This window comes from Dyadobacter sp. HNCC25DJ186 (assembly GCF_056895235.1).
In genome coordinates this window covers 457,243-476,316 of sequence record NZ_JBXHAS010000002.1, presented here as the reverse complement: position 1 = coordinate 476,316, position 19,074 = coordinate 457,243, and the positions used below count along the sequence as shown (strand labels likewise).

The 19,074-nt window shown below is 40.1% G+C and carries 23 protein-coding genes; 10 read left to right on the top strand and 13 right to left on the bottom strand.

What is annotated here, in order from left to right:
• Positions 1 to 394 precede the first annotated feature (394 nt).
• Both AC1XUO_RS06905 and AC1XUO_RS06900 read right to left on the bottom strand, forming a co-directional pair.
• A complete protein-coding gene (locus AC1XUO_RS06905; protein ID WP_483329038.1) occupies positions 395 to 979 on the bottom strand; it encodes a DUF4202 domain-containing protein in 585 nt (194 codons plus the stop codon).
• 155 nt (positions 980 to 1,134) lie between these two features.
• The gene (locus AC1XUO_RS06900) at positions 1,135 to 1,770 is read right to left on the bottom strand and encodes a pyridoxamine 5'-phosphate oxidase family protein (protein WP_483329037.1); all 636 of its coding nucleotides are present in this window, start codon (positions 1,768 to 1,770) and stop codon (positions 1,135 to 1,137) included.
• Positions 1,771 to 1,850: 80 nt separating this feature from the next.
• On the opposite strand from AC1XUO_RS06900, the gene AC1XUO_RS06895 reads away from it, so the two are divergent.
• Positions 1,851 to 3,326: an aminotransferase-like domain-containing protein gene (locus AC1XUO_RS06895; RefSeq protein WP_483329036.1), complete on the top strand. Its 1,476-nt coding sequence runs from the start codon at positions 1,851 to 1,853 to the stop codon at positions 3,324 to 3,326.
• A gap of 16 nt (positions 3,327 to 3,342) precedes the next feature.
• Here AC1XUO_RS06895 and AC1XUO_RS06890 read toward each other — a convergent pair whose 3' ends face one another.
• The 6 genes from AC1XUO_RS06890 to AC1XUO_RS06865 all read right to left on the bottom strand — a co-directional run bounded on the left by AC1XUO_RS06890 (position 3,343) and on the right by AC1XUO_RS06865 (position 9,104).
• Entirely contained in the window at positions 3,343 to 4,485 is a 1,143-nt protein-coding gene (locus tag AC1XUO_RS06890) for a glycoside hydrolase family 5 protein (RefSeq protein ID WP_483329035.1), read from the bottom strand.
• Between the two features lie 122 nt (positions 4,486 to 4,607).
• Positions 4,608 to 5,732, bottom strand: a complete 1,125-nt coding sequence (locus AC1XUO_RS06885; protein WP_483329034.1) for a redoxin domain-containing protein — start codon at positions 5,730 to 5,732, stop codon at positions 4,608 to 4,610.
• Between the two features lie 102 nt (positions 5,733 to 5,834).
• Positions 5,835 to 6,071, bottom strand: coding sequence for a hypothetical protein (locus AC1XUO_RS06880; RefSeq protein ID WP_483329033.1), 237 nt, complete (start codon positions 6,069 to 6,071; stop codon positions 5,835 to 5,837).
• A 491-nt stretch (positions 6,072 to 6,562) separates the two neighbouring features.
• Positions 6,563 to 7,825, bottom strand: coding sequence for a beta-ketoacyl-ACP synthase II (fabF, locus tag AC1XUO_RS06875; RefSeq protein ID WP_483329032.1), 1,263 nt, complete (start codon positions 7,823 to 7,825; stop codon positions 6,563 to 6,565).
• Positions 7,826 to 7,984: 159 nt separating this feature from the next.
• Complete coding sequence (locus AC1XUO_RS06870; protein WP_483329031.1) at positions 7,985 to 8,554, bottom strand: TetR/AcrR family transcriptional regulator; 570 nt, start codon at positions 8,552 to 8,554, stop codon at positions 7,985 to 7,987.
• Positions 8,555 to 8,720: 166 nt separating this feature from the next.
• Positions 8,721 to 9,104: a hypothetical protein gene (locus AC1XUO_RS06865; RefSeq protein WP_483329030.1), complete on the bottom strand. Its 384-nt coding sequence runs from the start codon at positions 9,102 to 9,104 to the stop codon at positions 8,721 to 8,723.
• A 650-nt stretch (positions 9,105 to 9,754) separates the two neighbouring features.
• Here AC1XUO_RS06865 and AC1XUO_RS06860 point away from each other — a divergent pair.
• From AC1XUO_RS06860 to AC1XUO_RS06850, 3 genes are all read left to right on the top strand, one after another.
• Entirely contained in the window at positions 9,755 to 10,027 is a 273-nt protein-coding gene (locus AC1XUO_RS06860) for a hypothetical protein (protein ID WP_483329029.1), read from the top strand.
• Positions 10,028 to 10,105: 78 nt separating this feature from the next.
• Positions 10,106 to 10,399, top strand: a complete 294-nt coding sequence (locus AC1XUO_RS06855; protein WP_483329028.1) for a hypothetical protein — start codon at positions 10,106 to 10,108, stop codon at positions 10,397 to 10,399.
• A 42-nt stretch (positions 10,400 to 10,441) separates the two neighbouring features.
• Positions 10,442 to 10,645, top strand: coding sequence for a hypothetical protein (locus tag AC1XUO_RS06850; protein WP_483329027.1), 204 nt, complete (start codon positions 10,442 to 10,444; stop codon positions 10,643 to 10,645).
• A gap of 46 nt (positions 10,646 to 10,691) precedes the next feature.
• Here the strand turns inward: AC1XUO_RS06850 and AC1XUO_RS06845 are convergent, their stop codons facing one another.
• Positions 10,692 to 10,994, bottom strand: coding sequence for a hypothetical protein (locus tag AC1XUO_RS06845; protein ID WP_483329026.1), 303 nt, complete (start codon positions 10,992 to 10,994; stop codon positions 10,692 to 10,694).
• A 328-nt stretch (positions 10,995 to 11,322) separates the two neighbouring features.
• Here AC1XUO_RS06845 and ku point away from each other — a divergent pair, with 328 nt between their 5' ends.
• Both ku and ligD read left to right on the top strand, forming a co-directional pair.
• The gene (gene ku / locus AC1XUO_RS06840) at positions 11,323 to 12,096 is read left to right on the top strand and encodes a non-homologous end joining protein Ku (RefSeq protein WP_483329025.1); all 774 of its coding nucleotides are present in this window, start codon (positions 11,323 to 11,325) and stop codon (positions 12,094 to 12,096) included.
• On the top strand, positions 12,096 to 13,643 hold the full coding sequence (ligD, locus tag AC1XUO_RS06835; protein ID WP_483329024.1) for a non-homologous end-joining DNA ligase: 1,548 nt from the start codon (positions 12,096 to 12,098) through the stop codon (positions 13,641 to 13,643). The genes ku and ligD overlap by 1 nt, the downstream gene beginning before the upstream one ends.
• Before the next feature lie 25 nt (positions 13,644 to 13,668).
• On the opposite strand, the gene AC1XUO_RS06830 is transcribed toward ligD, so the two are convergent.
• Positions 13,669 to 14,151, bottom strand: a complete 483-nt coding sequence (locus AC1XUO_RS06830; RefSeq protein ID WP_483329023.1) for a DinB family protein — start codon at positions 14,149 to 14,151, stop codon at positions 13,669 to 13,671.
• A gap of 172 nt (positions 14,152 to 14,323) precedes the next feature.
• On the opposite strand from AC1XUO_RS06830, the gene AC1XUO_RS06825 reads away from it, so the two are divergent.
• The 3 genes from AC1XUO_RS06825 to AC1XUO_RS06815 all read left to right on the top strand — a co-directional run bounded on the left by AC1XUO_RS06825 (position 14,324) and on the right by AC1XUO_RS06815 (position 16,573).
• Positions 14,324 to 15,700 carry a Gfo/Idh/MocA family protein gene (locus AC1XUO_RS06825; RefSeq protein ID WP_483329022.1) on the top strand — a complete coding sequence of 459 codons (1,377 nt, stop codon included), beginning with the start codon at positions 14,324 to 14,326 and terminating at the stop codon, positions 15,698 to 15,700.
• Between the two features lie 139 nt (positions 15,701 to 15,839).
• Positions 15,840 to 16,313, top strand: coding sequence for a Dps family protein (locus AC1XUO_RS06820; protein WP_483329021.1), 474 nt, complete (start codon positions 15,840 to 15,842; stop codon positions 16,311 to 16,313).
• A 71-nt stretch (positions 16,314 to 16,384) separates the two neighbouring features.
• Entirely contained in the window at positions 16,385 to 16,573 is a 189-nt protein-coding gene (locus AC1XUO_RS06815; protein ID WP_483329020.1) for a hypothetical protein, read from the top strand.
• Here the strand turns inward: AC1XUO_RS06815 and AC1XUO_RS06810 are convergent.
• Positions 16,570 to 16,935, bottom strand: a complete 366-nt coding sequence (locus AC1XUO_RS06810) for a DUF488 domain-containing protein (protein ID WP_483329019.1) — start codon at positions 16,933 to 16,935, stop codon at positions 16,570 to 16,572. The two genes, AC1XUO_RS06815 and AC1XUO_RS06810, sit on opposite strands and share 4 nt — an antisense overlap.
• 487 nt (positions 16,936 to 17,422) lie before the next feature.
• Here AC1XUO_RS06810 and AC1XUO_RS06805 point away from each other — a divergent pair, with 487 nt between their 5' ends.
• Complete coding sequence (locus AC1XUO_RS06805) at positions 17,423 to 17,812, top strand: DoxX family protein (RefSeq protein WP_483329018.1); 390 nt, start codon at positions 17,423 to 17,425, stop codon at positions 17,810 to 17,812.
• A gap of 15 nt (positions 17,813 to 17,827) precedes the next feature.
• Here the strand turns inward: AC1XUO_RS06805 and AC1XUO_RS06800 are convergent, their stop codons facing one another.
• Both AC1XUO_RS06800 and AC1XUO_RS06795 read right to left on the bottom strand, forming a co-directional pair.
• Positions 17,828 to 18,208, bottom strand: coding sequence for a glyoxalase (locus AC1XUO_RS06800; RefSeq protein WP_483329017.1), 381 nt, complete (start codon positions 18,206 to 18,208; stop codon positions 17,828 to 17,830).
• 117 nt (positions 18,209 to 18,325) lie between these two features.
• Positions 18,326 to 18,961, bottom strand: a complete 636-nt coding sequence (locus tag AC1XUO_RS06795; protein WP_483329016.1) for an outer membrane beta-barrel protein — start codon at positions 18,959 to 18,961, stop codon at positions 18,326 to 18,328.
• Positions 18,962 to 19,074 lie beyond the last annotated feature (113 nt).

The following is a 19,074-nucleotide window of genomic DNA, read 5'->3' as shown; positions in this document are numbered from 1 at the left end:
TATTCACTTGAACAGAAATCAATCATTTCATCAAGATATGGAAAAAGTGATAACTCGTCAAAATTCTGCAATAAAGGAATGCAAGCTAAATTTGAGGTTAAAAAGTATAAATATATCTAAATTACTTGTCGAAAAACTTGCAAAGTAAAATTACGAACAATGTCTACAATCACCAAGTCTAACTTAATAATATTTTATTTAAATTCTCAAATCATTGAAGTTATAAGAATATTGGAGTTGTTTTCCAAAAGGGAATAAAGTGGGAGTCCAGCCTCCATAGCGGCAAAACTGTCGATTTAGATATTAAATTTTACGGGGAATGCAATAATTTAAAACTTGAAGAAGTACAATAGAAATAATACTAACAGTTCCGTTATTTTAATATCAAATAAATTCAATTTTCGCTCAAAGCTTTTTTTATCAAAGCGGATCCAGCTTCGCTGAATTCTAAATCCAGGGCATGCTTTCGACCGGGATCGCTCATTTTACCCCAGGTTTTCCGAAGTATATCAATCATTTTGTCTTCAGTTACCTTTTCAATCAGATCGTCGAATTGAAACTGAAGGAAAACCAGGCATAACGCGTTTTCGATGGTCTGAACATCTTCGTCGGTTTTTAACCGTTGTTTTTGAATTATTTCACGCACGCGTTTAATTGTCTCATCATCATATCCAACTTCCTTCAAAAGCTCCGACGCAGTCTGTGCGTGGAATTTGCCCAAATCACTACGCCATTTTAAATAACCAACTCTACCCTCCGGATAAGATTTGCGAGAAATTTCCCAGCGGCCAATATGTTGTGCGCGGGATGCCAGCAGCAGACTTTCCGAGGCTTGCGGTTCCAGTTTTTTTACCCATTCATACAGTTTTAACGCATAAAAATATTCAGAGGGAAACGCCTGGTTCTCCCAAAAAATCGTTTCAGGGGATTTCTTATTATATGCGTCAAAAAGGGTAAAAGCTTTCTCTAATTTGTCCATGGTGATATTTGCAGTATTGATCCGACAATGTTACAAATAAAAGATAAATACGATAGAAATTCTGAATCTTGTTAAAAAGACCTGAAAACTAAAAAAGCTCCGGAACCACAAAGTGCATTGTGGTTCCGGAGCCGATACGAAAATTTCGGGAAGGATTACAAATTTTGTAAATGAGCTGGCAGCGAAATATTTTCACTTAACGAATCACTTATTGGAGATAATCTTTTGTTTGACAAAGGAATAAGTCCTGACCAGATCGGTAGCTCCAAGTCTTCTTCTTCATCGTTTGGCATACCTGTTCGCGCTTTCGCAGACGCTTCGTCAAGTTTAAAGGCCAGGGCAGTTGTTTTTTTGACCTCATTTGGCTTGACCGGTCGCAAATAGTCCCAACTATCAGGCACCACTTTGTTGGTCAGCCATTCAAAGGATGCTAGTTTTTGCCCGTAATCCTCGATTATCTCCGCTTTGGAAAATATTACAACAGATCGATAGTTCACCGAATGACTGAACGCAGACTTCGCAACAACAAGTGCATCTACCAGCATGACCGTAATGCAAACCGGAATCCCAGTAGCGATTTGTCTTAGAAAATGACTTCCTACTGAACCGTGAATGTAGATCTTGTCTTCATATCTCACAAATGAAGTCGGAATAGAAAACGGCTGATTATCAATCGAATAACTTATGGTGCAAAAAAGTGCTTCATCGAGGATCGGATAAATTGACGCCGTGTCAAATTGGGCTTTTTTGGCGGCGCGGCTTGGAATGAGATGTTGGAGTGGTGCTGACATATCGTTTGTTTTTTTACAAAATTGTTCGGTTATTGGATGAAGACAATAATCCAATTTCAACAAAGTAGATAGTCCAATTTATGTTTCCGTTCTCTTCTCAGCTTTCTATAAATAAAAGCGAAAAGGTCGCAGTCTATCTCCAAGTCGCAAATCAGCTTACGGATTTGATCAGGAAAGGAATTTTGCAGGCAGGCCAACAGTTACCAAGTACCCGGCAATTGGCAGAAACCCTGAACATTCATCGAAAAACGGTTGTGCGGGGATATGACGAATTGTTGGCACAAGGCTGGCTCGAAAGCAAAACCGGCAGCGGAACTTTTGTCGCCAGAAACTTTCCTGAAATTAAACCACAACCCCTGAATGATCATTCAGACAAAATAATTGACACAAAAAAAATCGCCGGCTTTTCGTTTGAGAAAAAACCTCATTTACACCGTGGTGTTTTGAAAAACGCGTCCTCATTGCGACTCGATGACGGCTTTCCGGATCCTCGGATTGCACCATTGGAAGAACTTTCCAGGGCATATCGGACCCAGCTGATCACTGGAAATTCTTATGTAAAATTGGGATACGGAGATCCCTCAGGCAGTTATTGGCTCCGTCAGCAACTTTCAAATTACCTGAACGAAACACGCGGCTTGAAGACAGGGCCGGAAAATATTCTTATTGTCCGTGGGACTGTAATGGGTTTGTATCTTGCCAGTACAGGACTTTTAAAACCCGGCGACAATGTCGCACTTACTGAGCTCGGCTGGTCTGGCGCCAGGATGAACTTTATGCAGGCAGGAGCAAATATTTTGCAAATCGCTGTGGATGAACACGGAATTGTAGTTGACGCGCTTGAAGATGTCTGCAAAAAAATAAAGTTACGGATGTTATATGTAACTTCTCACCACCACTACCCTACCACCGTCGCACTTCGTGCTGACCGCCGTCTCCAACTGCTGACGTTGTCAGAAAAGTACGGCTTCATCATTTTTGAAGATGATTATGACTATGATTTTCACTATCTGAGCCGTCCGTTGCTTCCGCTTGCAGGAGCAGATGAGGCTGGGATGGTGCTTTATTGCGGTTCCTTCACAAAAACCATTTCGCCAGCTTTCCGTGTCGGCTATCTGGTCGGGTCAGAGAACGTGATCAAACATCTTTCATTTCTGCGCCGTATTATCGACCGTCAGGGAGACAACATGCTCGAAAACGCCATGGCTGAGCTTCTTCAAAATGGTATTATTCAAAGGCACTTGCGAAAGTCTCTTCGGACGTACCGTCAAAGGCGTGACGTTTTTTGTACATTGCTCCAATCACATTTATCTGATTTTATACAGTTCCAAATTCCCGATGGTGGTATGGCTGTCTGGGCCAGGTTTGATAAAAATATTGACCTTGAAAATCTTTCCCAAAGGGCCTTGAAAACAGGTTTGTACTTTTCAGATGGAGCTGAAAGTAATTTACTCCCGGAGAAGTTAAACGCAACTCGTTTGGGTTTTGCTTCATCGACAGTACCAGAACTGGAACAAAGCGTAGAAATCCTCATTAAACTTTTGAAAAACAAATAATTCGATCATAAGAAAACTAATATTTCAGCATCAGGTTAAGCAATTTTCTGTCGAGTTTGTGGCCGTGAAAATCCTCATAAACAACATCCGTTCTGCCCGAGTCAAGAACACCAAAGTCTCCGGCGAACTCCCATAATGAAAAACCGATGCCATTTGAAGTGAGAATAGCAAGTACATCTTCAAACCATGCCAGAAATACTGCGTGCGGGGTTTTATTCCAGCAGCCGCATTCTCCGCAATGAACTCCCACTCCCTGTTTTACAAGATCGATCCAAGGTTTATAGTATTTATCGAGCATCTCCCTACTCAGAAATTGATCCCCAACCTGGCCTGGCCATTTTGGTTCAGGAAGATGTTCCGGATCTTTATGTGCCCACGGTGCTTTGTAATGTGAAATTGTCCCTGGATGGTAACCCCGGCAGCTTTGACCAATATTTAAATCCGTAATTTCCGGAATCACTTTGGAACCGACATCATTTCCATCCGCAATGATGAGGTGATCTGGATTTTCCTTACGAATCGCTTCCGATGCCGCAATCACAAGTTTTCTATACACAGCACCCGGCACAGAGCTCCTTTTGGAAAGCTGGTCGTTCATGTCCTCCCGCAAACTTGGCTCATTGAGTAGATCAAAACTTATCAGTTTGGAAGAGACATTCTTGTATCGCTCCGCCCACATGTTCCAATGAAAACAAAACGCATCAAGCGCTTCCTGGTCTTTCCAAAGATTATAAGGCTCATGAAAACCAGCATTGACGCAATAACCGGGCGCCCTGTGCAGATTCAGGCTGACATGTAATTTATATTTGTGGGCTAGCGAAACAAGTGAGTCAATTCGATCCACCGCCTGTTCGTCGATCTGATAAATTTCCCGGGGTGTGATATTCTTGCTTCTATCGAATTTAAGATATGCGGGATATGCCATAGGAAGGCGGATGAAGTCAAATCCCCAGTCGCTCATCCATTTTAAATGCTCCTCTTCTGTTTTCTTTCTTGAAGAATTTGTGTCTGGTGAGAAGAAATCGAGCAAATTGAAACCCTTCCATTTCGGTAATTTATTTTTTGAAACAGGTGTGCCAATCGCACCTGTTAAATCAGGAAGTGCCAAACCGGCACCGGCAAGCAGACCCGCACTTTTAACAAATGTCCTTCTTTGCATAATGTCTAAAGAAATTGTTTAATCCAAAAATGGAACCCGAAACGCTGCGGCCACTAAAACAACAACCACGAAGTGCTTTTTTTAAACACCTCATGGTTGTGATGGTATTACGAACAACCTTATCAGTAAAACCGGCCGACATATTTATTTTCAACCACAATTTTTTTCATTTTTTTGGGGTCGATCGGTCCTTGCTGGGCATATACTATTTTACCACCCGGCTCCACCAGAATGGTGTAAGGAAGTGCCCCCTGCCATTTTGGATCAATCGCTTCGATTAGCTTATACTTATCTTCAATATGGAAAATAAAGTTCTTGTTCGAAGCCCTCTTTCCTTGCAGAAATTTTAAAGCCTTGTCTTTTTTATCCGGCGTATCTGCACTGATTGAAATAAATTCAAAATCCCGGTTCCGATACATGTGGTGCATCTGCATAAAGTCTGGAAACTCAGTTACACATGGGCCGCACCAAGTCGCCCAGACATTGATCAATCTTAGCTTATCCGATTTATTTGAAATTAATTCTTTGATACCGGCCTCGTCTATCGTTTCTAAACTTACAGGTTCTTTTGCCCAGCCCGCTTCCTCATCCTGCACATTATGCTCCTTGGTAGTCCATTTCATTGAACAGCCGAAAGTCTTAGTTGTTGCAACAGTCACAGGCTTGCCAGCGACCAATTCCTGAATTGCATTGTATGCATCTCTGTTTTTAGGTGTTCCAGCAGGCTTTTCAACATCATCAATCCTTCCTGTGTACCGCAGTTTTCTTTCCTTATCAAAAATAAAAATATGCGGAGTCGCAACCGGGCCATACGCCAAAGCAGTCGCCTGATTGTCTCCATCGTATAAGTATGGAAAGTTATAACCTTTGTCCTTTGCACGAAGCTGCATTTCTTCAAACGTGTCTCCCATATCCGTGTATCCCAATTCATCCAGCCGTATCGCTTTGGGATCGTTGGAAGATATGGCCACGACAGCTACTTTTTTGTCTTTAAATTCAGATGTTAACGCTTTTATCCTGTCTTCATAAGCCTGTGCGGTAGGGCAATGGTTACAAGTAAACACGATCGCCAGGATATCTGCGTTGGCGAAGTTTTTTAATGAATAATTTTTCCCGTCAACATTTTTTAAATTAAAATCCGGTGCGGCAGAACCGATTGCCAAGGTCGCCGGCTGAGGCAATGCATAAACCGCTGAATAAGAAGCCAGCAAAACAAATAGCCTTAGTACTGATAACTGTATACGCATATCTTGAAGATTTGAAAACTTAACCTTTACAAACACATTAAGTTAAAGTATTTATCAAAATCTTTATACTTGCAAAAACTCAGATTTCTCAGGCCGCATTCTCTAATGACTGGCTTCTTCCAATTCAGATTCGGGAAATGGCTCTGATACCACATGATCATTTTCATTGACCCAGGTACACCAAACTTTTCCGTTGTACTGCCTATGAACATGTTCTGCTGATTTTTTCCCCGCTAATACTTCTACAACAAGCTCCGTCTGATATTCATCGATTTGCATCAACTGCGAACTTCGTTTACTCCTGACCCAATCGTCCTTCATAAATCTTGGCACGAACATACTTTTATAAATTTTAATATTTTGAAGTGGATATCTAATCCTTCTGTACAGCTCTAAAACGTAGAATATTAAGTTTTCTTTTATGTTTTCATAAAATCATGATACTTCATAAAAGATTGAAATTCCATAGTTAAGGGAGGACTATCAGTCAAGTATTTTGTCAGATCTCTACGACAGTAAGATAACCCAATACTATATTAACGAAGAGGCAGGAATTTTAGTTGCGAATTAATATTACAAATAAGTAATATTAATTCTATTATTTACTTTGTTCTTAAATTTCCACCTCCTACTTTTGTGCCACTTATTTTACAAGTGTAGAGGAGGGTTAAAATGAGCAAAAGAGCCTTGATGTTATCAAGGCTTTTTATTTTAACATCATTACGACATTTGTTACACTATTCAATCTGGTATTGCCCGTACTATACCATAAAGACCCCTAAACTAAATCCAAGTCCAGGGGTCTTTGCAACTGAATAATATGTATCTGCCTATTCGTCGAACTTTTTAAATACACTTGTTGCGATATGGCCTCCGAAACCGAATGTATTGCTCATTGCATAATTAACTTTTCTGTTTTGCGCCGCACCTAGGGTCAGGTTAAATTTGCCTTCAAAGTCAGCATCTATTTCTGTCGTATTAATTGTCGGCGGTACGATGTCGTGCATGGTCGCTTTGATACAAGCAATTGCCTCAATCGCTCCGGCTCCACCCAGTAAATGTCCGGTCATTGATTTTGTCGCGCTGATGTTAAGTCCGGAGTTAAACCCGAAAACCCGTTCTACCGATTTCAGTTCGCTCGCGTCGCCCATTGGCGTTGAAGTCGCGTGAACGTTTAAATAATCAATTTCACCGGGCTGCAAATTCGCCTCTGACAGCGCTTCCAGAATGCCTAGGTATGCACCCTCTCCCTCCGGATGCGTACCAGTTAAATGGTAAGCGTCAGCAGCCATACCACCTCCAACAATCTCAGCAAGAATTGGTGCACCACGTTTAACGGCGTGTTCATAACTTTCAAGCACCAGCGCTCCGGCACCTTCTCCCATAACAAATCCATCCCGTTTCACATCAAAGGGACGTGAAGCCTTAGAAGGATCTTCATTATAAGTGGACAAGGCTTTGGACGCATTAAAGCCTCCAATCGATGTCTCATTGATAGGCGCTTCTGATCCACCGGTGATAATCATGTCCGCTTTTCCCCAACGTATGTAGTTGAAGGCATCAATGATCGCCGTGTTTGAGCTTGCACAAGCAGATACTGTTGTAAAGTTTGGCCCGCGAAGACCGTATTTGATTGAAATAACACCAGAGGCGATATCCACAATCATTTTTGGAATAAAATAAGGATTGAAACGTGGCGTACCATTTCCCAAAGCAAATTCCATAACCTGCTCCTGGAAGGTTTGAATACCTCCATTACCGCTTCCCCAGATCACGCCAATCCTGTTTTTATTGAGATTGTCGAAATTAATATTGGCATGCTGTACCGCCTGATCTACTGCAATCAGCGCATACTGTGTGAATGGATCGTATTTCCTTGCCTCATTTCTTTCGAAAAAATCCTGCGCGTTAATTCCTTTCAGCTCGCAGGCGAATTTCGTTTTGAAATGTGTAGTGTCAAACTTCGTGATATTGCCGGCACCGCTAACGCCATTAATTAGTGAACTCCAAAAATCATCTACATTATTTCCGATCGGTGTCAGCGCCCCCAGGCCAGTAACTACGACGCGGTTTAATTCCTTATTAATTTTCATTTGTATGACTTCGATTTTATTTTAGCTTTTTTGAGTTCCTGCGTATTTCAGTGTGCGAAATTAAAGTTTGTTTAATCCAAAACCTCCAAAAAAATATATTTACAGCTAAGAAACTGTAAACTTACCGAACGATCGGTAAAATAGAAATTATTTTCTGTTTTAATTCTTCTGAATGCCAAGAAGTTCTGGGATTGCTGAAATGCTTATTTTGAATATCTCATGATCACCCATCGCGCGGGAAAGTACAAGGGAACCCTGAATGTTTATGATGACTTGCATGGCTTTTTCGTCTGCCTCCTTTTTCGAAAATCCGTTTTCCTTTGCAACAAAGGAAAATCCACCATGCAGAATTTTAAAACAACTCGCAATCGTATCCTGAAAGTAGGCTGCCTCACTGCATGCAGACAACATTCTTAGCGAACAATTGCGGGCTCCATCTTCAAATAACAGACTTATTCTCTGAATTGCTTCAGATAACCGCTCTCCTATTTCACGATTCTGATCATGAAGTAAAGTACCGACTTGTTCTTCAAACCACGCTTCAGTCTTTTTCAAAACATGAGCGGCCATATCTTTTTTACCGCCCGGAAACCGATGATACAAACTCGCCTTCTTTAAACCTGTCGCATTTGATAGCAGCTCCATAGATGCGCCGTCATAGCCATATTGCGTGAAAACTTCTGCAAGTTTTCTATCCACATCCTCCGGAAAAACTTTAACTACTGCCATATTTTTACCTTACCGATTGTTCGGTAAAAATACTACTATTTTGGTTGCATTATGATTGCCTTTTGTATAAATCCGGGGAAATGTTGAAAAACGAAAGCGGGGAAAATGGTCGCCCATTTCCCCCGCTTAAATATTCTATAATGATTTATAAAAACTATTATTCCGATTAGACCTCGAAAATTAGTTGTTCATCCCGATCTGAAATAGGGATTTTCCTGATGAAATTGTCGTATCCTTCCTCATCCTCATGTTCACTGTACACGCCGTAGGAATCCATGCTGTAACCCGTCATTCCATCATTTGCTTCAATAATATATAAAATCGACGAGTCAGCTGGATCTGATTCGCCTTCAAAACGATAGGTCTTGATGATCGTTAAATCTTCCGGTTCATAACTTTTGCCTTTGCCGGCGTTAAAACCTTCTTCGGTCCATTTATATTCATTATCAATTTTCCTTAAACGTAATTTTTCTAATACTTGCGATAAAGTGGACATGTCCGTCGCCCTATGTGAAGATTCAGGCTCGTTGTCGGTGGTGTTGTTTTCCATAACAGATCTGTCGGTTTGGTTTATTTCTATAATTTTTATGGTTCAAATATTGTGCCATAAAATTATAGGACAGCCATAATGAATTTTGAACACGCAAAAATCTAAGCGCATAACTATCTCTTTAACGGAAAGGCAAAGTGTATTATAACCGTATGTTATGGGAATAAAATCTCCGGGGAAATTGGATGGAAACTTTTAGGCAGGTTATTTAAATAAGATGTTAAAATTAATCTTATCCTTTTTTAATTCAACATTTGAGAAGTTTCTCTCTTCGCCCATATTACGCTGATTTGGCTTCTTAAAGACAAAAACGACAATCATAACAACTGTCAACATCGAGATCATGAAAACGCTATCGCCATTCTTTTTAGTGTATGTATAGATTTCGTTAAATACAGATTTCATCATAAGTTCAAGCTTCATTTTTTTTAATTTCAATGCAATATAAATATTTTATTCTCTAAATGATCAAAAAACCAAACTTTTCTACTTCATTCAGTACAAAAACCAAAATATCGGAAATTTTCAGCGATGCGGTGTGGTTCAAGATTAAAGTGGGCCACTGACCTGGTTGGCATCGAATTTATAGGTATTATTGAACGCCAAATATGGGCTCAAATGCCATTACGTAACATATAAACTATCGAACCATGGAAATAAGCTATGAAAAAATCCTTCATCGTCCGATGGGAGGTAAAGTAAAGGTAATTGTAACAGCGAATGTGAGTCAGGATGAAACAAATTGGGATTATCGTGCAGAAACCTATGAATTGGATGGATGGGTTGATCCGGTAGTCAGGGCGAAAAACCAGGGACGGGAGGAAAAATATATCGACTATGTAACGCAGGAAGAAGCCTATGATGTTCAAATTGAGTTTTGGGAAAATTTGAAACCCGTTCGGAACACGGACAAATCGGAATAACCCATCTTGGAAAGAGTTTGTGAGTAGAAATTGGCTAAATTTTCTACCTTTGACGCAAATTATTCTACTCACAAACGCATGAATTATTTTGATATTTTTCGAATTGACTACGATGATCTGACGATAATTGCTTCCAATCCTGAAGCTTTCATTACGTCTGTTGAAAAAGATGACGTAGGTTATATCGGAAAAATAATTTTATCAGGTGAGTATCCGGAACGGGAAAGCAACGTGTTGTTTGTCCACGAAAACGAATTCGACTCTGTGGAAGAAGCATATTCAGACCTTGATCAAATCATTGAAACAATAAAGATCGCTTTTGAAAACACAAAACAGAGCGAGGCAAAAAGTAAAAATCATTTGTCAGAATAACTTGATAACAACGGCAATAACTTGATGCACCCATTAAAAATTATGGAAAAAACTTTCAGCATATTTATTCTTGACCCCGAAAAAGGGATACTGCCGCATCCTGTCAGTGCACAAAATGAAATTGGAAAATGGTATACCGAATTCCTATCCGAACGCCACGCTGAAAAGGTGATTGAACGGCTGATGAATGAATATGACTACAACGGTTCAAAATATATTATTCTTCCGGTCTATATCAAAGAATAGGTTACATTAAAATGCCCGGAAATGATCCGGGCATTTTCCTTTCAAGTTATTTAATTTTCTTCACCAAAACACGGGTTTTATTGTCCAGATGTATTGTATCGCCGGAAAGTTCTACCTTATCCCCTACTTTCAGCACCTTATAATCTTTCTGCATACGGACGATACTGATCAACGCGTCGAAATCATTTTCATCCTTATCTTTCAAACTGGCCGTATAACCATCCTTCCCAAATTCGATTGACTGAACCGTTCCGGTCGCCGAATATTCCTTACTTGTTGCACAGGATTCCAATACTACACTTCCTGATAAACCAGCCAAAATTGTCATGGCTAAATACTTACTTTTCATATTTATAATTTTAATTTAAATAACGCAAAATCGCATTCTTTCGTGATTGAACTCCCAGCACACCGGGTAGTAACCGCATTTATAAAACAACAATGAAATCCGATAAATATTTAACATTTAAGATAGATAATTGCTAGTAAGAATGCATTCTGCCTGATTCTCTGGCCAAAACATAAAAATTCTGAAAATCTTTTAATGTATACCGGGTTGATACAGAATTCTTTGTCCATATTTTTCCCCGAAGAACCCTATAAATGTCTGCCAGTCAACAAATAAATAACGGCATAGATTTTTCAGGAATAACTTCACCAACAAACCATGAAAAGTTATGCGAGCAATTTGGACAGGGGCTATCGGATTTGGTCTCGTAAATATTCCAATTAAAATCTTCAGTGCAGTTCAGAACAGTGAACTCGATCTCGACATGCTCGACAAAAAAGACAAAGCAAACATAAAATACCAGCGCGTGAACGCAAAAACAGGAAAGGAAGTGGCCTGGGATAATATTGTGAAAGGCTATAAAGTAGACGACCAATATGTGGTGCTGGACGACGGTGATTTCGAAAAAGCCAGCCCGGAGCAGAGTAAAATTATTGAGATTGCAGAATTTGTAAAGGAAAAAGAAATCGACAGCATTTATTATGAGACACCTTATTATCTGCAACCCGAAAAATCCGGGGTGAGAGCGTATGCATTACTGCGTGAGGCCCTCGCCAAAACCGGTATGGTGGGTTTAGGTAGTTATGTGCTCCGAAACCGGGAGAGTCTGGTCATTATTAAACCAATCGGCGATGTGCTGGTTTTAAACAAAATCCGGTTTCATGATGAGATAAAACAACCCGACGAGCTGAATATTCCTGAGGTGAAAGTAAAACCTGCGGAGATGAAAATGGCCGTTCACCTGATCGAACAATTGACCACCGATTTTGACATTAGCAAATATAAAGATACCTATACCGAGAAACTTCTGTCTTTGATAAAAGCAAAAGCGAAGGGTAAAAAAACTACGGCTTCGACTATGAAGGTGGTTCATTCACGGAGTAAGGATTTGATGGCACAACTGAAAGAAAGTCTTGAAAACAGTAAAAGAAAAGCATCCTGATGTCACTTACCAATTACAAGAAAAAGCGGAATTTTAAGGATACGCCCGAACCGGAGGCCCATGACGAAAAAGAAAGTCTTTTTCGGTTTGTTATTCAACGGCATGACGCGACGCGGCTTCACTACGACTTCCGCCTTGAACTTGGTGGCGTTTTGAAAAGCTGGGCGGTTCCAAAGGGCCCATCCATGAATCCGGAAGATAAAAGACTTGCCGTTGAGGTGGAAGATCATCCGGTAAACTACATTAACTTCTTCGGAACAATCCCAGACGGAAATTATGGAGCCGGCACGGTCGATGTCTGGGATCAGGGCGCGTTTTTTCCGGTTAACGAAAATCTTGAAAAAATCACCGAAAAGGAAGCTTTGAAAGCGTTGGATGAAGGTGAGTTGAAAGTTTTTTTAAAAGGCCAGAATATCGAAGGCGGTTTTGTTCTGGTACGGATGAAAAACGGCGAAAAAAACTGGCTTCTTATCAAACATAAGGATGAGTTTTCAATTGATAAAAAATATGATATTAAGAAAGTAAAATCTTTAAAGCCATTCGATTCAAAAAAGGAAAAAAGCGAAAAAATAAAGGAAAGGACAGAAAACACAATGCCTGAATCAGCGGAAAAAGTACATACCGCTAACGTCAAAAAAGCTTCCAAATCGAAGGGGAAGGTGGAATTGACAAATTTGGACAAAATTTACTGGCCAGACGAGAAAATAACGAAAGGAGACCTGATTGATTATTATGATTCGGTTTCAAAATATATTCTCCCATATCTCAAAGGCAGGCCTCTTTCATTGAAGAGAAATCCGAACGGAATTAACGGGCAGGCATTTTTCCATAAAGATGCAGGAGATAATGCGCCGGACTGGGTAACAACGGCAGAAATTCATTCCGAATCGAATGATAAAATGATTGATTATCTGGTTTGTAATGACAAAAAAAGTCTGCTTTATACTGCGAATCTGGGATGTATCGAAATGAATCCGTGGAATTCGACAGTCGAAAATCTTGACAATCCAGACTATATAGTCATCGACATTGACCCGTCGGATAAAAATACTTTTGACGATGTGGTCGATGTGGCCCTCGCAACGAAGGAAATTCTGGATCAGGCTGGTATTAATGGTTACTGCAAAACTTCCGGTTCTTCTGGCCTGCATGTTTACGTCCCGTTTAACAAAAAATATACATACGACGAAGCAAGAGAGTTTGCAAATATCATCGCCATCATGGTCAATGAAAAACTGCCCGATATTACTACACTGGAAAGATCGCTTTCAAAACGCAAAAAAAACCAGATTTACGTGGATTATCTTCAAAATCGTATTGGGCAAACATTGGCCTGTGCATATAGTGTTCGACCAAAACCAGGTGCAACTGTCTCCACCCCGTTGGAATGGGATGAAGTGAAACGTGGGCTGGATTTCCATGATTTTACGATAAAAAACACGCTTGAAAGAATTGAGAAAAAAGGAGATCTTTTCAAAGGTGTTCTTGGCAAGGGAATTAATCTTGAAAAAGCCATCCAAAAACTGGAAGCATCGCATCACTCATAACGAATCGTTGTGAGTGCTTTTTTATTTAATCCCAATCTTTCAAAAGTCTTCTTAAAACCAGAATTTCCCCTAAATGATATGATGTATGGTCAGCGATAAGCAACGCTTCTCTGAATATATTCTGCCCCTCGCCGTAAGGAAAAGGTGCCAAAAGATCAATTTCTTCATTTTGTAACAAATCAAAAAATCTCTCCCGGTCCTGATGAATTTGTTCTATACATGCTTCCCACGCTATATCTGAAACTTTATCGGGATTATTTGACCAGTAATCATCCGGCCATTTCGGCGATGTATGATTTTCGGACAAACAAAATTCAACGATGTCCCACTGCGTGATTCTGATATGATCGACCAGCTGCCAAATGCTGTATGGAAGATTCTCAGGTACAACAGTTCGCTGTTCTGGCGATAAATCTGCCAGCGCACTGTCCAGCGAAACATGGGCATTTCCAGTTTTGATAAGCTTGATCAGCTCTTCAATAATCACTTGCCTTTGTAGTTGTTGCATATCACAAAATTTTGATTGGACAATATAATACGGTTTTATACACAATTTTAGTGCCTGGGCTGACTGTACTTTTTCACGTGATAATTGAATAAATGTCAGGAGAGCAATCACATCCTGTTTTTATTACTTATTTTAGGGAATTGAATATTCCCAAACATATATCACCAAACCCATGAGTAGTAACCGCCGTCATTTTATCAAAAGTGTGACTGCCGCTTCGGCCTTAATTGCGACGGGAAGCGTTGCGAAGCCTTTCAATATCATCCGTGATCTGAAGAAAATAAGTCCCAATGACAAGATCCGTTTTGCAACAATTGGAATGGGTATTCAGGGAAATCAGGATACCAAAGCAGCACTCCGTGGAGTTCCTGACGCTGAATTTGTTGCTGCGGCTGACCTTTATGACGGTCGTCTGACGCATGTCAAAGAGACTTATGGAAAAGACATTTTCACAACCCGCGATTATCGAAAGATTCTGGAACGTAAGGATATCGATGCCGTGCTTGTTGTAACGCCTGATCACTGGCACGACCATATCACCAAAGCATCTTTGCAAGCTGGTAAACACGTGTATTGTGAGAAACCTATGGTTCAACACATTGACGAGGGAAAATCAGTCATTGATGCCTGGAAAAAATCTGGAAAAACGATGCAGATTGGCAGCCAACGCATCAGTTCTGCTTCTTTCAAAGAAGCGAAAAGACTTTTTCAGGCGGGGGAAATCGGTGATATCAACTTTGTAGAATCTAACAACGACCGCTTCAATTCGCTCGGTGCATGGAATTACTCGATTCCGACCGACGCGTCGTTGACAACGTTGGACTGGGATACGTTTTTGGGTGATGCGCCGAAAACCGCTTTTGATGCCAAAAGATTTTTTCGTTGGAGGAATTATAAGGATTACGGAACGGGTGTCGCAGGTGATTTATTCGTTCACCTGATCACCGGCGTTCACTTTGTGACCAACTCTATGGGACCTGAACGCATATTTTCATCAGGAGAATTGAGTTACTGGAAAGACGGGCGTGACGTACCGGATGTTCTTGTTTCTATTCTGGAATATCCAAAAACCGAACTTCATTCAAATTTCCAAATGGTTTTGCGCGTAAACTTTGCAAACGCCGGTGCAGTGGCCAACAATACGCGCATCATTGGAACTGAAGGCCAGATTGAATTTACGGAAAACAATCTGATCCTCACCAAAAAGAAACTGCCAAAAGCGCCGGGTTATGGTGGATATGACAGTTTCGGTACGTTTTCTGCCAGCGAGCAAAAAGAATTCGAAAAACAATATAACGCACAGTATCCCGCCGATTCCAGAAAAGCAGATCCTGTGAAAGAAATACGCTTTGATGCGCCGAAAGAAGATGATGCACACGCAAACCATTTCCGCGACTTCTTTGAAAATGTGAGAAAAGGTACGCTGGGAACCGTAGAAGATCCTGTCTTTGGTTTCCGCGCAGCCGCCCCGGTTTTGGCCTGCAACGACAGTTACTTCAAGAAAAAAATTATCCAGTGGGATCCTGTCGAAATGAAAATTAAAAAGTGATTAACTTTTAGTAAAATATAAATCAATGACCCTGATTGGTACAGTTATGGTAGTTTTCATTATCGTAACTTAGCAACCCAAAAGTGTCAAAAGGGCTTACTATTTATAACTGAATTATTAAACTTAAATTACCTTACCAATGAAACCAGGAATTGGAATATCTGATGAAAACAGAAAAGTCGTTGCTGACCAACTTGCCATATTATTGGCCGACGAATTTATCCTATATACAAAAACACTAAATGCACACTGGAACCTTGTGGGGCCTGATTTTCATTCCGTACACGTTTACTTTGAAGATTTGTACGGGCAATCCGCAGAAATTCTTGATAGCGTAGCAGAAAGGATTCGCCAGCTTGGCCATTTTGCTCCGGCTAAACTTAAAAATTATTTGCAGCTAAGTCATCTGACCGAACAGTATGAAGGTGGAAATGATAGTTTAAGCCTGATAAAATACTTGCTTCAGGATCATGAAAGTATCATCGAATTCATTCGAGGCAATATTAACAACTTTGCTGATCAACATAAGGATGCGGGAACGAGCGACTATGTTACGCAATTAATGGAACAACACGAAAAAATTGCGTGGATGTTACGTGCTCACATACAATAAACTAACAAAAAAACACCGGACAAACCGCCCGGTGTTTTTAGTTAATTCCAAAAATATTTTACACTTACGGGATGAACAAGGTGCCAAAATTCAAATTAAAGGAAGACGAAGATTCTGAAATCGCAATTGACCAATCTGATATTCAGGAAATAGTGCCGGATGCAGATTTCAGATTCAGCCTTATCATCCTTAATAATGGAGATAAACATTTCGTTTACGGCACCGAAAAAGAAATCAGAGACATGCTCTCGAAACATTAATTTGACTGCATCAAATTATTGATAAACTTAGCCAAAACAACGACGTGATTATGCTTCTCATCGTCTGACGCATAAAGTAATGTCACGGTTTTGTGTTTTTTTATCCTGTCAACCAGATCGTGCACAGACGACATGCAATGCCGAAGCTCGAAGGTATAATCCTGTCTGAACTCTTCCCATTTCGCAGGGTCGTGATTAAACCATTTTCTCAAATCGGCAGATGGTGCAACACCTTTCAACCATTCATCAACGTTTGCCTCTTCTCTTTTTAATCCGCGAGGCCATAAACGATCCACAAGAATTCTGAAGCCATCCGCTTCGTCTTTTGGTTCATAAATTCGTTTAATCTGTACGGTACTCATATCATAGTTAGGGCTTACAGTTCTTAGACTAAATAAAAACTAGGGAAATTTAAAAATAGTTTCCATAACAACCAATCTAGTTTTTCGACTTATCTCTCTTCAAGCTAATTATATACTTTTTTTGTAACAATCCGAAGTATAATGGCATGAAAGCCTATCTAAAATTACCCGAACTTTCTCATTTCAGGCGTCTTTAATTACATATATATTATTGACAACGAGACATTTAAAAATTTTCTGGAATATGAAAGAAAAATTCTCTCCCAAAATTAAGATGTGATTTCGATTCAAATAAATTTGAGAAAAGTTAGTTTATTATTTTATTAAAATCTCTTCGTTCGGTATATGCTAATCCTTGTCTGATGTTATACCTTTTTAATGCTTAGGACAGTCATGTTAAAAGGGACTATACAAATGGATAGCACTATACAAACGGATAGTACTATATTTTCGATAGTTCTTTTCGGTAGTTTTGAAAAAAAAACTCATGAAATATCTACTTCTAACAGGCCGGATTCTATTTTCCGCCATCTTTCTTTTATCTGCCTCCGGACATTTTTCAGAGGCTAGCATCTCATTTGCAGCAGCAAAAGGTCTTCCGCTGGCGAGCGTACTTGTTCCATTATCCGGAATTGTCGAATTTGTAGGTGCGCTAAGTATTATAACCGGCTACAAATCCAGATACGGAGCGTGGCTGCTCATTCTTTTCATGCTCCCCGTTACATTTGTCATGCATAATTTCTGGACACTGACTGATCCGATGCAAAAACAAATGGACATGGTAATGTTCATGAAAAACATTTCAATTACCGGCGCCGCACTTATCATTGCTTACCTGGGAACGGGCCCTCTAAGTCTGGGAGAAAAAACAGTGTGAATACGGAATTTTAATTCAAAATGCTCCCAGATTACTCAAAAGACGTTGCGATATGAGGTTGGATAATCGGCGGTTAATATCCGTTTCTTCTTCCAGGTAAACCTGCCATTCTTCTTCTGTAAAATGGCCAATGATGATACCTTTTAAAAGTGAATGGAGTTTTACATCTTGCCTTAACGCGTTGGTAATGTACATTTTCTTATCAGCTTCGGTCAACTGGTGAAATGTGTTCTTTCGCTCAGCCGCATATTTTCTGAAAACGCGGATCAAAGTATCATTTTGAAATTTCAAAATCGGACGCAACGTCTCATTCTGGAAATGCTCCGCCGGATTAATTGCAGGCTCGGTTTTGACAACAGGACGTAGGGAAAGTAATAGATCGGTTTTTTCAGGCATCCGTATTTTTAATTTTAGCACTTTTATTGCAAGTAACGTAAACAAATCACCAAATAAAAACCGGCAGCTGATCTATAAGATCAAACTGCCGGTTCTTATTTGGTGACAAGGTTCTAATTATGGTTCAGGAACAGGTTTGACTTTCTTTTCCATTTTACCAAAAATATAACGGATACCACCTGTAACGGTGATTGACTGATTACTGTTTTTTACTGAGTAAAGCTCATTGCCGATTTTAGTGGCATCGACATTCACTGAGTTTGCCGAGCCGATAACCATGTCATAAGAACCTTCAACCATCAACTGTAAACGCCTGCCCATGGGAAGGATAATCCCAACCTTCGGTGAAACACCTGGCCTGATGGTAGATTTATCAACGATAATATTGAAACCTTCAATTTTTTGAATATTCAAACCCACTTCAAGACCGACATAGGGTTTGATTCCTTTGCTACCAAAATAATATTCTCCCATTAAATTAACAGGAACATTCGTGGCCCTGCCCCTGACCGTTTTTAGTGAAAGCTCACGATTTATATCTTCTGTGATATATTTAGCCGACAAACCTATTGCCATATTGGGTTTCACAAAATAGCGATATTGCGCTCCGAAACCATACGCCCCGTCCGAATCATCGCGCTGGTTTGTGCTTCCGTAAGTACCAAGTAACGTCAGGGATTTTTGTGCTGATGCCGTTCCGGAAAAGAAGAAACTTAATAATAGCAAGGAGGACAGGCCAAATAACTTTTTCATAAATTCTGTTGATTTTATTTACTCTACTTTTTTACCCGATACGCGAAGGAATAGCGTTTCGTTGAGAAACCAAGGTTTTTTTTGGCCTTCTAATATTCTTTTAATCTGGAAAG